Raw genomic sequence first — 13890 nt, 5'->3', positions numbered from 1 at the left:
TTATTTCTTGTTGGGGGCCGCGGTGTGCGCGGATTCGCCGTATTTGAGCGTGTAGAACGTGAAGAGCAGCGAGCTGATGATGGCGAGGATGGTCGCCAGTCCGACGAAGTGCGCCTGGAACGGGACGCCCATGTGTTCGGGGTCCTGTTCCTTCCCGCCGCCGCCGGTGGACACCGAGTCCTGCACGGTGATGCTCGCTTCCATCCCCGCGCCGACGTGCGGTTGACAGAAGTACTGGTACTCGCCGTTAGTCGTGAACGTGTGCGAGTACTCGTACCCGGTGTCGTACGTCTTCGAGTCTCCGCCGGGTGTGCCTTCCCAGCCGGCGCCGTCGGGTTGGCTGTCCACGACGATGTTGTGGTTGTCCGAGTCCCACACGAAGTTCACGGTCGTGCCGTTCGCTATCGTGAGGTCCGCGGGCTCGTACACGAGCGAGCCGCCGGGGCCGACCACGACCTCTTTCGTCGGGCCGGAGGGCGCACCACCGCCGGCCGTGGTGTTGTTGGCCGACCCTGTACCGTTCGGTGCGCCCGTGGTCGTCGTGTTGTTGGGCGCGCCGGAGCGTCCTTGGTCCTCGGCGGCGGCGCCTGCGGACGCCGCGCCGACTGCCGCGGCGGCTCCGGTAACGCCGCTGGCAGTTCTCAGAAAGTCCCGCCTTTTCATATACATCCGTAGGTCAGGATTGACGTTGCTTAAACCCACCGATGCGGGTGTCTGGAGGGGGTTACGTGGTGGGGTTCGAGCTCTCGTCGGTGTCTCGCTCCGCGTCGCTGTGACCCGTCGTCGCGGCGTCGGTTTCGTCCGTCCGCTCGCGCTCGGTGGCGCCGTCGACGTCGCGGTCTTCGCGCTCGTCGTCGGTTCCGGCGTCGAGCGCAGTCTCGACGGTTCCCTCGTCGTCCTCGGTCGGGAGGAACGCGGGTCGTTCGCCGTCCTCGAGCCCGATCGCTCGGAGACGGTCGCGGTACTCTTCGGCGCGGAACTTGTCGGAGAGGCGCGCGTTCGCGACGGTGAAGAACAGGACGAACGTGGCGGCGAGGAACAGGAGGCCGAAGACGACCATGAGCCCGCGACCGATCTCGCCGGCGCCGGCGGCCCCTGGCGCGAACACGGCGCCGCCGAGGAGGACGACGCCGGAGAGCCCGAGGACGCCCGCGATTATCTGGAGCATGAAGTTCCCGAGTTCGCCGCTTCCTTCGGGGACCTCTTCGGGGTTCGGGAGGACGGCGCCTGCTGGTGGTTCCTCGGGTTCGTAGGAGTCCATCGAGCAGAGCGCGACCGTCGGTTTCACGTCCCGAAGCACCGTTCCGAACCCTTCGACGGAGCCGTCGGGTCGTACGAGGGCGTACCCTTCGTCGGAGAACGCGAGCACGGCGTCTTCGCCGTCGACGTCGCGGCGTTCGACGACCGCGAACACGTCTCGGGTGGCGACGCGCCGCTCCAGGTCCGCTTGTACGCGTTCGAGGAGTTCGTCGCCGGTGATCCACGTCTCCGCGTCGAACGCGGCGTCCCATTCCTCGGGCGTCATCTCCGCCATGTCTCGCGGGCCGAAGTCCTCGAAGTCGTACTTCTCTTCGACGCGTGCGCGGAGTTCCGCATCCGAGGGCGAGTCGTCGGCTGACGCGGCCGGTTTCGCGTCGGCCGGCGGTGACGCGTCCACGGTCGACTCGGCCTGGTCGTCCCCGTCGGACTCGGCCGGGTCGTCGCCCTCGCCGGTCGGGCCGTCGCTGTCGCTCCCGGGGTCGGGGTCGTCGGCCGACGTCGGTCGGGAGTCAGTCATCCTCCGACACTTCGGTCCACGGGCGTTTACTCTTTCCGACCGCGGGCGTCCGGGAACGCGTCCTTTAGGACGCCCCGGCCGTTAGGGCCGGGCATGGTCGAAGACGTGGTGGTCGCGACGGTCGTCGCCGCCGTCGTCACCGCCAGTTTCCCGTTCTACGTCTACGGTGCCTGGTACATCATCAACCAGCCGGTCGTGACGTGGGACGTCCTCGTGTATCACCTGAAGTTCGTCGTCACCGGGCTCGTCCTGAACACCGTTCCGGTCGTCTTCTGGATGGCGCCGCGGTTGTTCGACAACCTCAGTAGCCTCACCGCCCTCCACGCGTTCCTCGGCCTGCAGGCGTACGCGATGCTCCTGTTCGGCCTCTGGGGTATCGTCCGTATCTTCCAGGCGAAACGCGCGGCGGACCTCTACGACGACCCGGACCAGGACGTCTCCATCGACGAGCTCCACGAACACATGGGGAAGTGGCGGACGCGCCTGCGCGTCGGCGTGTTCGGGTACGTGTTCTTCTGGATTCTCGCGTACCTCGTCGGCGTCGCTCGCTACCTGCGGTGGTACAGCATCCTCTGACGGGCGTTCCGATAGAATCTGGAAGGACGACGACGGCGGCGCCGGCAGCGAGCGCGGTTCGTCGTTACTGCTGGCGGTTCGGCATCTCGTCGGGCGCGTTGTCGTGGCGGTTCTGCTCGCGCGCTTCGTCGTTCAGCTTCTCGGTGTTCTTTCGCTCCCCGGGTTCGCGTTCGTCTTCGGCGTCCTCGACGGCGTCGTCGTGCGCGTCGTCGACGTCCGCGAGCTCCTCGGCGGGGACGTTCGTTCGTTCCTCGGGCGAGAGTTCCTCGTGTCGGTCTTGGTCCGTCGCTTCGTCGTTCGTCATACCTCGAATGCGTCGAGCCACGCGGGTATGCGTCGGGCCAAACCGGCTTGGCCGAGCGACGGCCAGCGGCGTGGTCGACGTCACCAGGCCTCGCCGCTGGCGAGGTCGACGTCGCTGTCGCCCTGTTCGCTCGGACAGACGTCCGCGAGGACGCACGCGTCGCAGTCGGCGCTCCGCGCACCGCAGACGGCGCGGCCGTGGTCGATGAGGAGGTGCGTGAACTGCTGCCATTCGCTCTCCGGGACGACGTCGAGGAGGTCCTGCTCGATGGCTTCGGGCCGTTCCTCGGTCGTCAGTCCGAGGCGTCGGGAGAGTCGCTGGACGTGCGTGTCGACGACGATTCCCTCGACGACGTCGTGCGCGTGCTGGAGGACGACGTTCGCCGTCTTCCGCCCGACGCCGGGGAGGTCGGTGAGCGCACTCATCTCGTCGGGGACCTCGCCGTCGTGCTCGGCGAGTAACTGCTCGCCGATGCCCTGCAGGTACCCGGCCTTGTTGTTGTGGAACGTGATACCGTAGATGGCGTCCGCGAGTTCGTCCTGCGTGGCGTTCGCGTAGTCCTCCGGCGTCGTGTACGTCTCGAAGAGGTCGCTCGTGACCTCGTTCACGCGCTCGTCCGTGCATTGCGCGGAGAGGACGACCGCGACGAGGAGTTCCAGTCGCGACGCGTAGTTCAGCGATATCGTCGAGTCGGGGTACTCCTCGTGGAGGCGTTCGACGACGGTCTCGGCTTGCGCGCGGCGTGAGTCGCGTGGCGTACCCATGGTGGTGTCGTTGGATACCCGACGGTTAGCCGTTCGGGTTTCGGTCACGCACCCGATATGGGCCGTTACGGACCCGTATGGACTGCCTAGGGAACCGAAGCAACCTGCCGAATTAAGTGTTGGCGGCCGTATGTTTCTGCTACGGCCAGTCCCGTGTCCCGGGGGGCCACATGGGGGAATCATGAACACGCACGCCGCCACCAGTAGCGACAGCACCGTCTCTATCACCGACTCGGGGCTTCCGGCGCTCCAGCTCGCGATCCAGTCCGACACGACCGACGTCACGACGGTCGTCGTCGAAACGCAACTCCCGGACGCCATCGACCCCGACGCCGTCGCGGTCGACGCCGACGACTGCACTGTCTACGCGAACGGCGACGTCAGGTGGCGCTCGACCCTCGAACCGGGCGAGAGTGCCACCGTCACGCTCGGCGTCCCGGTCACCGAACCGGAGACGGTCGACGAACTCGTCGACGCACCGGTCCACGTCGTCCCACCCGAGCACGCCGAGCCACCAGTCGACGACCGCGAGCCCGTCGACCCCGTGGACGCCGTCTCGTTCGACGCCGCCGAACCGACGGAGCGCGTTCCGGAAGTCGTGTACGAGCGCGTGCACGAGCACACCACCGACGCGGAGCTGACCGCCGACGCCACGACGGACGACGCCCTCACCGCCCCTCACGATGCCGACCCTGCCGCGAACGCGGTCGTCACGGCGCCAGCGGGTGCGTCCGCGACCGTGGACGACGCTGAAAGAGGGGCCGAATCCACCGAGCACGCACGCGACGACTCCGAGACGCGTGACGAACACGTCGACTCCGAGCCTTCCGACGAGGGTCGTGAGTGGACGGGCGACGCGTTCGAGAACGCGCTCCGCGTCCACGACGACCGATCGCGAGCCGACGAAGCAGCCTACCGCTTCTCGGTCGCGTTCACCGAGGACGCCAGCACGGACTGCGCGATCGAAGTCCTCGAAGGGTTACTGAACGGAACGACCGTCTACAGCGCGAGTCCAACCCTTCCCGACCTCGAATCGGGCGCGAACCCCGACCGACTCGCGGTCACGATATCGACCGCGCTCGACGAGGACGACATCGTCGGCGCGCTCGGGGAACTACGGGGAGTGACCGTGGAGACCTTCGAGGCGGTCGACGTCGACGGCGTCCCCGCGGAAACCATCGACTCGAACGCCGACGAGCAGTTCCAGCTGCTCGACGAGGCACTCGACCCCGAAGAGTACGACGAGTTCGCCGCGGAGGTCGACGCCCTCGAGGAGGGAACGGTCGACTTCGGTTCGGAGCCGGTGTCCTTCGACGAACTCGTCGAGAACCCCGACGACGCATGGGAGTTCGCCGACGACGACGACCGCGAGACCAGTGCCGGGACTGGCGGGAGTACGACGGACGACGACGACCGCGTCGCCGAACAGCTCCTCGACGAACTCGAATCGGGTGGGGTCACGGAGCGCGAGCGCGTCGAACTCCGCCGGCGCCTCGGCGTCGACCCGCGAACGAGCACCGAAGCGCGCATCGACCACCTCCAGACTCGCGTCGAGGAACTCGCGGCGTACACGGACGCGCTCGAAGCGTTCCTCGACGAGAACGGGACCGCACGCGACGTGCTCGAGGACCTGCAAGCCGACGTCGGCTCGCTCCACGAACGCACCGCCGCCGCCGCCGACGAACGCGGCGCGCTCCGAGCGGACGTCGACGAGGTCGAGGCGAGGACCACCGACGTCGAAGCGACGACCGACGACATCGAAGCGACGGCCGACGACATCGAGGAGGCGGTCGATGCGATCGACGCACGCGTCGAGACCATCGAATCCGAGCAAGCCGCCGAACGGGAGCGAGTCGACGGACTCGCGTCCGCCGTGCGCTCGAACAGCGACGACATCGACCACCTCGCCGCGGACGTCCGCGAGGACGTCGACGAACTCGCCGACGCCGTCGACGACCTCACCGCGACCGTCGAATCCATCGACGAACGACTCGCGGAACTCGGCGAGACCGTCGAGCAGAACGCTCGCGTTCGCGAGAAACTCGAGACGCTCACGTCCTGACACACCGACTCCGTCACCGAACCGCATGGAATCCTGCCGCCGTGGGTTTTAAGCGCGCGGTCGTCTCCCGTAGAGGTATGAAAGCTACCGCGATGGCTCACCCGATCCAGGGCCTCGTCAAGTATCACGGGATGCGCGACGACATCGAACGACTCCCCTACCACGACTCCATCAGCGTCTGCACGGCACCGAGTCACACGAAGACGACCGTCGAGTTCTCGATGGACTACGACGAGGACACGTACGTCGTCGACGGCGAGGAACTCGAGGGGTCCGCGTTCGACCGCGTCGAACGCGTCGTCGAGAAGGCCCGGTCGATGAGTGACGCCGCACACACCGTCTACCCCGTCCGCCTCGAGAGCGAGAACTCGTTCCCGTCGAACGTCGGCCTCGGCTCCTCGTCCTCCGGGTTCGCGGCCGCCGCACGCGCGCTCGCCGAAGCCGCCGAACTCGACGCGAGCCTCGAGGACATCTCGACCATCGCACGCGTCGGGTCCGCGAGCGCCGCACGCGCCGTCACCGGCGGGTTCTCGTACCTCACAGCCGGCATGAACGACCAGGACTGCCGGAGTCACCGCATCCCGACCGACCTCGAGAGCGAACTGAAGATCGTCGTCGCACTCGTCCCCGCGTACAAGGAGACCGACGACGCGCACAGCGAGGCCGAACGGAGCCACATGTTCGGCGACCGGATGGCGCACGTCGTCGAACAACTCCAGGACTGCAAGGACGCCCTGCACGAGGACGACCTGGAGCGCGTCGGCGACATCGCCGAACACGACTCGCTGAGTCTCGCCGCGACGACGATGACCGGCCCCGAAGGCTGGGTGTACTGGAAGCCCGCGACCCTCTCCGTGTTCGACACGGTCCGGGAACTCCGCGAGAACGGGTACGAGGACGACGACGACGTGAACTCCGTCCCCGTGTGGTTCTCGACGGACACCGGCGCGTCCGTGTACGTGAACACGACCGCCGAGCACGTCGAGCGCGTGAAGGAAGCCGTCGCCGAGACGGGCGTTCGAACGACCATCTGGGAGGTCGGCGGCCCCGCGAAGCTCCTCGACGACGACGAAGCGCTCTTCTAGGTCGTCCGCGAACGACGCTAGCGGTTCCGTCCGTTGGCGCGGCCGTGCCGGACACCCAAAGCCCCTTGACCCGTCCTCCCGTAGCCGCCGCCAATGGCGAAATGCGACGAGTGCGGCAGGCAAGAGAACATGCCGTACACGTGCTCGCACTGCGGGAGCACGTTCTGCGGCGAACATCGCTTGCCGGAGAAGCACGACTGTCCGGGGTTGACGGAGTGGAACGACCCGAAGGGCGTGTTCGACAGCGGGTTCGACGACTCGGTGAGCGCGGAGAGCAGCGGCCGGTCGTTCACGCTGTTCGGGCCGGGTGGGGCGCTATCCTATTTCCGCGGGAACATGACGTACGTGTTCCTGGCGTTGATGTTCGTGACGTGGTTCGCGCAGATGGCGGTGCTGACGTTCGCGAGCCGGAGCCTGCACAACACGCTGTTCGTGTTGAGCTCGCAGAATCCGGAGTACCTCTGGACGTGGGTGACGTCCATCTTCGCGCACGCTCCCTTCGGATTGGCGCACATCGCCGGGAACGCCATCGTGATCTTCTTCTTCGGCCGACTCGTCGAGGACCTGGTCGGGTCGCGTGACTTCACGCTCCTGTTCCTCGGCACCGGGATGCTCGCCGGCCTCGGCCAGATCGGGTTGTCGATGGCGCTCAATCCGGGCGCGTTCTCGGGCGTCCTCGGGGCGAGCGGCGCGGCACTCGCGATACTCGGCGTGCTGACGGTGCTGGCGCCGGACCTGAAGGTGTACATCTACTTCATCCTCCCCGTCCCCATCTGGGCGATCACGATATTCTACGCGCTCATCTCGTCGCTCGCCATCCTCGGCGGCGGCGTGGGCGCTGGCGGCGTGGCGCAGGGCGCGCACCTCATCGGTCTGCTCGTCGGGCTGGCGTACGGGAAGTACATCGAGGGCGACGTGCGGCGCCCGCAGAGCCTCGGGTTCGGTGGCGGCCGCGGCCCGGGCGGCCCCGGCGGTCCGGGTGGCGGTCGCCGTCGGTTCTGATGGCCGTCGCTCGACAGAGGTGGTCGTGATGGACGTCGTTCGTCCCGAGTTCCTACCGGACGCGTCGGCGTCGCGCGAGGCGATGGAGGCCTTGCAGCGCGACGTGGCAGCCGCGGCGGTGTTCGCGGACGAGTTCGAATTCGACCCGGCGCGCGTCGGCCGCCCGGAGGGGCCGCTGGTCGCGGGCGTCGACCAGGCGTTCCTCGACGACCGTGCCGTGTCGGCGGTCGTCGTCCGCCGCGGTGACGAGGTCGTCGAGCGGGCGTACGCGGTGACGCCACTCGAGATACCCTACATCCCGGGACTCCTGTCGTTCCGCGAGGGCGGCCCCATCGTGGACGCGCTCCGCGGGCTGGAGCACGTGCCGGACCTCGTGCTGTTCGACGGGAGTGGCCGCATCCACTATCGGGAGGCGGGGCTGGCGACGCACATGGGCGTCGCGTTCGACGTCCCGGCGGTGGGCGTGGCGAAGAACCTGCTCTGTGGGACGCCAGAGCGGGACGTCGACGATCTCGCCGAGGGCGAGCGCGTCCCCGTGCTCGCGGACGGTGACGTGACCGCGGCCGATGGCGAGGTGATCGGGTACGCGGTCCAGTCTCGCCAGTACGACTCCGGCCGGCAGTCCATCAACCCGCTCTGGGTGAGTCCCGGGCATCGCGTTTCGGCGACGACGGCGGCGGACGTGGTGCTCGCGACGACCGCGGGCTACAAGCTCCCGGAGCCGACGCGGCTCGCGGACGCGTACGCCGACGAGGCCAAGCGCGAGGTCGAGTCCCGCGAGGAGTGACTGTGGAGCGCGACCGGTGCTGTGGCTGCTGACTGTTCTGGGGCTGGCAGGCGACCCGTGGCCGTGCTCGCGCGCCGGCGGGTCGCACTCCCGCCTGGACCGACGCGCGTCGTGTTAGTCGTGACGGGGACCGTGGCCGCGTCCTCGTTGTTCAATGTCGGGGGTGGAAACGGAGCGAGGAGCGAGTGCCGGGACCGGTGACACTTACGTACCCGCCGGGCGAAGCCCGGGATATGACTGACGCGGACGAGTCGGCGGTCGCGGTCGACGACGAGGATGGGGAGACACGACACAAGGACGTCTGCCTCGTAACGGGAGCGTCCTCTGGGATCGGGCAGGCGACGGCGCTCGCGTTCCTCGCGGAGGACTGGGTGGTGTACGCGACGGCGCGGGATACCGACGACGTGACAGAGCTTGTGGAGGCTGGCTGTCGCACCGCCGAGTTGGACGTGACGGACGGCGAGCAGGTCGACGCGGTGGTCGGGCGCGTCGTCGACGAACAGGGTCGCATCGATTGCGTGGTGAACAACGCGGGGTTCGCGCAGTTCGGGCCGCTCGAGGACGTGTCGACCGCGGCGCTCGAACGACAGTTCGACGTGAACGCGTTCGGGCCGCATCGGCTCGTTCGCGCGGCGCTCCCGCACATGCGCGAGGCCGGGGATGGGACGGTCGTGAACGTGTCGAGTGTCGTCGGCGAGCTGTCGCTCCCGGGGTCGGGGGCGTACGCGGCGTCGAAGGCGGCGGTGGAGTCGATGAGTGACGCGCTCCGCGCGGAGGTCGAGGAGTTCGGCGTGGACGTGGTGGTGGTGGCGCCGGGGCCGGTCGACTCGTCGTTCTACGACCGCGCGGACGAGGAGCTCGACGGGACCGAGCGGTCGGGCGCGTACGACGACATCTACGAGCTGTACGACGACGCGGCGTCGATGGGCGGGTTCGGGCCGGCCTCCATCTCGCCGGCGATGGTCGGGGATGCCATCGTGAACGCGGCGAGCGCGACGGACCCGGCGCCGCGGTATCCCGTCGGGCCGATAGCGAAGTACTCGGGGCTCGCGCAGTTCGTCCCGAAGCGCTTGCGCGACCGGGTGTTCGCGCTGGCGCGGCGGTTGTTCGCGTGAATCGTGTTCGACGTCCTCGAGGGTGACGGCGGCGCCGGGTCCGGTGGCGATGACAGCGATGCGTCGAGTGTGATTGAGACCGCAGTGGCGTGTCTCGCTGCGGGCGTGGAGCGCGCGGACCCGTTCCGGGCGACGCGGGAGGCGGTGTCGGTCGACGGCGACGCGCTCGTCGTCCAGGGTGAGCGGTACTCTCTCGCGGACGTGGACCGCGTCGTCGTCGTCGGTGCGGGGAAGGGCTGTGACCGGGTCGCGTCGGCGCTCGTGGACGCGCTCGGCGGTCGGGTCGACGACGGGCTGGTGGTCGTGGACGAGCCGGCTGCGGGACTCGCGTTGGGGCCGGTGTCGGTGCGCGTGGGCGACCATCCGGTGCCGAGCGAGCGCGGCGTGGCGGCGACGCGTGACGTCCGCGAGCTGGTCGCGGACGCGGACGAGGGGACGCTCGTGCTCGTGGCGCTGACGGGTGGGGCGTCGGCGTTGCTCGCCGCGCCCGTCGAGTCGGTCGGGTTGGACGCGCTCCGGGCGGTGACGAGCGCGCTGCTCGGCGCGGGCGCGGCCATCGGCGAGGTGAACGCGGTCCGGAAGCACGTCTCGACGGTGAAGGGCGGCCGGTTGGCGGTCGCGGCGACGCCAGCGCGCGTGCTGACGGTCGCGGTGTCGGACGTCGTCGGTGACGACCCGGCGATCGTCGGGAGCGGGCCGACGGCGCCGGACGCGTCGACGTTCGCGGACGCGCTCGCTGTCCTGGACCGCTACGATATCGACGCGCCCGCGGTTCGCTCGCACCTCGAAGCGGGTGCCGCGGGCGGAGGCTGGGGTGGCGTTGCGGAGACGCCTGGAGCGGACCACGATGCGTTCGAGGACGTGCCCTATCACGTGGTCGCGTCGGCGCGAACCGCCGTCGACGGTGCGAAGGAGGCGGCCGCGTCCCGAGGGTTCGAGGCGACGGTGCTTTCGACGACGATGCAGGGCGAGGCGAACGAGTGCGGGCGCTTCCACGCCGCGGTCGGTCGGGAGGTCGCGTCCGCCGGGGACCCTGTCGAGCCGCCAGCGGTCCTCGTGTCCGCGGGCGAGACGACCGTGACGGTATCCGGGGACGGGGACGGCGGCCCGAACCAGGAGTTCGTGCTCGGCGCGGCACTCGACCTCGCGGACGGGCCTCGTCCTCCCGACGGCGTGGACGTCGCTGTCGCCGCGGTCGACACGGACGGTCGGGACGGGAGCACCGACGAGGCCGGCGCGGTGCTCGCGGGCGACGCGCTCGCTGACGCGGAACTGCGCGACGGGGCGCGCGATGCGCTCGCGCGGAACGACGCGACCGGGTTCTTCGAGCGGTTCGAGCGCGCCGCAGCGCCCGCAGCGCCCGCGGACGCGGACGACCGTCGGTTCGGCGGGCGGTTGCGGTCGGGGGCGACGGGGACGAACGTGAACGACCTCCGGGTCGTCGTCGTCGACGACCGATAACGCAGTACCCTTGCGGGAGGCCGTCGTTCCGGCGGACGCTCGCGGTAGGGGACCCGCAGCGTTTTGGCGATGGCGGCCGGAGCGTCGACCGTGAAGTCGTACGAGCGCAAGCAGCTCCTGGAGCGCATCGAGCGCGAGAGCGCGACGGTCGGCGCGGACATCCCCGAGACCATCACTGTTCAGGGGGAGGCGTTCGAGCTCCAGTCGTTCGTGTTCGAGATGAAGCGCGTCGACGGCGTCGCGCCCGAGGACCGCGAGCGCGTGCAGGAGGCGAAGCGGAACCTGCGGCGCGAGCGCCTCCAGCGCAAGCAACGCCTCGAGAACGAGGACATCTCCTTCGAGGAGGGTGAGGCGCTCGTCGGCGCGATAATCGGCCTGGACCGCGCGTTGAACGCCTTGGAGAACCTCGGGCCGACGGACCTGGAGCGGGAGGCAGAGGCGCAGGCGGCGGCCGACCGGAAGCGCTGGATGAACTTCCTCCAGCAGGCGCTCGGTCACGACGAGGACGGCCCGCGAACCGGGCTCTGATCGACGGAGACACCTACGATGGCACTCAAGCACGACGTTGCCGACGAACTGGAAGCGTACGCGAACCTCCTGGAGATGGACGGCGTGGAGTACAAGCCGAACGTGTACCGGCGCGCGGTCGAGTCCATCCGCGAGTACCCGGGGTCGCTCGAGGCGCTCGCCGAGGACGGCGAGGACGCGCTGCAGGCGCTGGACGACGTGGGTGACGCGATCTCCTCGAAGATCGTGGAGTTCCACGAGACGGGCGCCATCGAGGAGCTCGAGGCGATGCGCGAGCGGTACCCCGTGGACCTCGACGCCCTGCTGCGCGTGGAGGGCGTCGGCCCGAAGACGGTCGGGACGCTCTACGAGGAACTCGGGGTGACGGACCTCGACGAGCTGGAGGCGGCGGCCGAGGACGAGCGCATCCAGGACGTGAAGGGGTTCGGTGCGAAGACGGAGCAGAACATCCTCGAGGCCATCCCGTTCGCGCGCCAGGCCGGTGAGCGAGAGCTCCTCGGGGCGGCGCGCCCGGTCGCGGAGCGCGTTCGCGCGTTCGTGAGCGAGCACGACGCGGTCGAGAACGCGGAGGTCGCGGGGTCGACGCGCCGCTGGCGGGCGACCATCGGCGACGTGGACGTGCTCGCGGCGAGCGACGACGGCCAGGCGGTCGTGGACGCGTTCGCCGCGTGGGAGCCCGCGGACGCGGTCATCGAGGCGGGCGAGCAGAAGGCGTCGGTGCGGTTCGACGGGATGCGTATCGACCTCCGGGTGGTCGTGCCGAGCGAGTTCGGGAGCGCGCTCCAGTACTTCACGGGGAGCAAGGACCACAACGTCACCCTCCGGAACTACGCCATCGACCAGGGCGTGAAGCTCAACGAGTACGGCGCGTTCGACGTTTCGGACGTCGACGACGTGGACGCTGACGCCGACGACGGCCAGCGGGTCGGTGAACGCATCGGCGGCGACACGGAGGCGTCGATGTACGCGGCCCTCGACCTCCCGCTCGTCCCGCCGGAGCTCCGCGAGGGCCGCGGCGAGGTCCGGGCCGCCATCGACGACGCGCTCCCGGACCTCCTCGTCGAGGCGGACGTTCGCGGAGACCTCCACACTCACACGGACGCGAGCGACGGCGCGAACTCGGTCCGCGAGATGGTCGCGGGCGCGAAGGCGTTCGGTCACGAGTACGTCGCCATCACAGACCACGCGACCGGCCCGGGCGTCGTCGGCGGGATGGGCGTCCCGGACGACGCCCTCCTGGACCTCGCCGACGAGGTCGCGGCGGTGAACGACGACGTCGACGGCATCACGGCGTTCTCGGGCGTGGAGGCGAACGTCGACGCCGACGGCGAGATATCCGTCGCGGACGACGTCCTCGCCGAACTCGACGTCGTGGTCGCGTCCCCCCACAGCAGTCTCGACATGCCGGGTGACGAGGCGACCGACCGCCTCTGTACGGCGATGGAGCACCCCAGCGTGGACGTCCTCGGGCACCCGACGGGGCGGCTCCTGAACCAGCGCGAGGGCCTCGACCTCGACGCGAACCGCCTCGCCGCGGTCGCCGCCCGCGAGGGCGTCGCCTTGGAGGTGAACGCGAACCCGAGCCGCCTCGACCTCTCCGGGAGCGCGGTCAAGGCCGCGGTCGACGCCGGCGCGACGGTCTCCATCAACACGGACTCGCATCGCCCCGAGACGTACGAGAACGTGACCTACGGCGTCCACACCGCGCGCCGCGGGTGGGCGGAGCCCGACGACGTCCTGAACACGTACGACGAGGACGCGCTCCGCGAGTTCCTGCACTGACTCGGGGACGGAATCGTGACGCGAATCCTCCTGGACGCGATGTGCGGCGGGCTCCGCGCGTACCTCCGACTCTGCGGGCACGACGCCGCGTACGCGCCCGACCGCGGCGTCGAGGCCGACGACGCCATCGCCGCACTCGCTCGCGACGAAGACCGCGTCGTCGTCACGCGCGACCGCGCCCTCGCCGCCGCGACCGACGGGATTCTCCTGCGCGAACGCGACCCCGTCGACCAGCTCCGGGAGCTCGCCGCCACCGGCATCCCGCTCGAACCGACCGACGACCCCGAGCGTTGCGGGCACTGCAACGGTCGCCTCGACCGCGTCCCCACCGACGACGCGACGCCAGAGTACGCACCCGACCCCGGCAACGAGGCCGTCTGGCGGTGTCGCGACTGCGAGCAGTGCTTCTGGAAAGGGAGTCACCACGACCGGATGGTCGAGACGCTCGCTGCCGTGCGGACGTAGCCTCGAACCCTCCCGTCAGTTGCAGTGCGGTGTGACGTGGTGCGATGCGGTGCGGTGCAGTGCGATGCGGTGCGGTGCAGTGCGATGCGGTGCAGTGCGATGCGGTGCGGTGCAGTGCGATGCGGTGCGGTGCAGTGCGATGCGGTGCGGTGCAGTGCGATGCGGTGCGGTGCAGTGCGGTT

General features: G+C 69.5%; 14 protein-coding genes. 10 read left to right on the top strand and 4 right to left on the bottom strand.

Annotation, left to right across the window (positions count from 1 at the left end; genetic code table 11):
* Together ACZ48X_RS16460 and ACZ48X_RS16455 are read right to left on the bottom strand one after the other, a co-directional pair.
* Entirely contained in the window at nucleotides 1–663 is a 663-nt protein-coding gene (locus ACZ48X_RS16460; RefSeq protein WP_336348671.1) for a plastocyanin/azurin family copper-binding protein, read from the bottom strand.
* Nucleotides 664–724: 61 nt separating this feature from the next.
* A complete protein-coding gene (locus tag ACZ48X_RS16455; protein WP_336348672.1) occupies nucleotides 725–1777 on the bottom strand; it encodes a DUF7319 domain-containing protein in 1053 nt (350 codons plus the stop codon).
* A gap of 93 nt (nucleotides 1778–1870) precedes the next feature.
* Between ACZ48X_RS16455 and ACZ48X_RS16450 the strand changes: the two genes are divergently transcribed.
* Nucleotides 1871–2353 (top strand): DUF7321 family protein, encoded by a 483-nt coding sequence (locus tag ACZ48X_RS16450; protein WP_336348673.1) that lies wholly within the window; start codon nucleotides 1871–1873, stop codon nucleotides 2351–2353.
* Between the two features lie 64 nt (nucleotides 2354–2417).
* On the opposite strand, the gene ACZ48X_RS16445 is transcribed toward ACZ48X_RS16450, so the two are convergent.
* Both ACZ48X_RS16445 and nth read right to left on the bottom strand, forming a co-directional pair.
* The gene (locus tag ACZ48X_RS16445; RefSeq protein ID WP_336348674.1) at nucleotides 2418–2657 is read right to left on the bottom strand and encodes a hypothetical protein; all 240 of its coding nucleotides are present in this window, start codon (nucleotides 2655–2657) and stop codon (nucleotides 2418–2420) included.
* A gap of 80 nt (nucleotides 2658–2737) precedes the next feature.
* Nucleotides 2738–3421: an endonuclease III gene (gene nth, locus ACZ48X_RS16440; protein ID WP_336348675.1), complete on the bottom strand. Its 684-nt coding sequence runs from the start codon at nucleotides 3419–3421 to the stop codon at nucleotides 2738–2740.
* 181 nt (nucleotides 3422–3602) lie between these two features.
* Between nth and ACZ48X_RS16435 the strand changes: the two genes are divergently transcribed.
* From ACZ48X_RS16435 to ACZ48X_RS16395, 9 genes are all read left to right on the top strand, one after another.
* Nucleotides 3603–5483 (top strand): hypothetical protein, encoded by a 1881-nt coding sequence (locus ACZ48X_RS16435; RefSeq protein ID WP_336348676.1) that lies wholly within the window; start codon nucleotides 3603–3605, stop codon nucleotides 5481–5483.
* A 77-nt stretch (nucleotides 5484–5560) separates the two neighbouring features.
* Nucleotides 5561–6568, top strand: coding sequence for a phosphomevalonate decarboxylase MvaD (mvaD, locus tag ACZ48X_RS16430; protein WP_336348677.1), 1008 nt, complete (start codon nucleotides 5561–5563; stop codon nucleotides 6566–6568).
* A gap of 93 nt (nucleotides 6569–6661) precedes the next feature.
* Nucleotides 6662–7570 (top strand): rhomboid family intramembrane serine protease, encoded by a 909-nt coding sequence (locus ACZ48X_RS16425; protein WP_336348678.1) that lies wholly within the window; start codon nucleotides 6662–6664, stop codon nucleotides 7568–7570.
* Nucleotides 7571–7598: 28 nt separating this feature from the next.
* Entirely contained in the window at nucleotides 7599–8357 is a 759-nt protein-coding gene (locus ACZ48X_RS16420; protein ID WP_336348679.1) for an endonuclease V, read from the top strand.
* A gap of 233 nt (nucleotides 8358–8590) precedes the next feature.
* On the top strand, nucleotides 8591–9472 hold the full coding sequence (locus ACZ48X_RS16415; RefSeq protein ID WP_336348680.1) for an SDR family oxidoreductase: 882 nt from the start codon (nucleotides 8591–8593) through the stop codon (nucleotides 9470–9472).
* Between the two features lie 3 nt (nucleotides 9473–9475).
* A complete protein-coding gene (locus tag ACZ48X_RS16410) occupies nucleotides 9476–10933 on the top strand; it encodes a glycerate kinase type-2 family protein (RefSeq protein ID WP_336348681.1) in 1458 nt (485 codons plus the stop codon).
* A gap of 90 nt (nucleotides 10934–11023) precedes the next feature.
* Entirely contained in the window at nucleotides 11024–11461 is a 438-nt protein-coding gene (locus ACZ48X_RS16405) for a DUF5788 family protein (RefSeq protein ID WP_336348682.1), read from the top strand.
* A gap of 18 nt (nucleotides 11462–11479) precedes the next feature.
* A complete protein-coding gene (gene polX / locus ACZ48X_RS16400) occupies nucleotides 11480–13243 on the top strand; it encodes a DNA polymerase/3'-5' exonuclease PolX (protein ID WP_336348683.1) in 1764 nt (587 codons plus the stop codon).
* Between the two features lie 15 nt (nucleotides 13244–13258).
* On the top strand, nucleotides 13259–13708 hold the full coding sequence (locus tag ACZ48X_RS16395) for a Mut7-C RNAse domain-containing protein (protein ID WP_336348684.1): 450 nt from the start codon (nucleotides 13259–13261) through the stop codon (nucleotides 13706–13708).
* Nucleotides 13709–13890 lie beyond the last annotated feature (182 nt).

Source organism: Halorubellus litoreus, from assembly GCF_055378595.1.
This window is presented reverse-complemented; position numbering and strand designations above follow the sequence as displayed.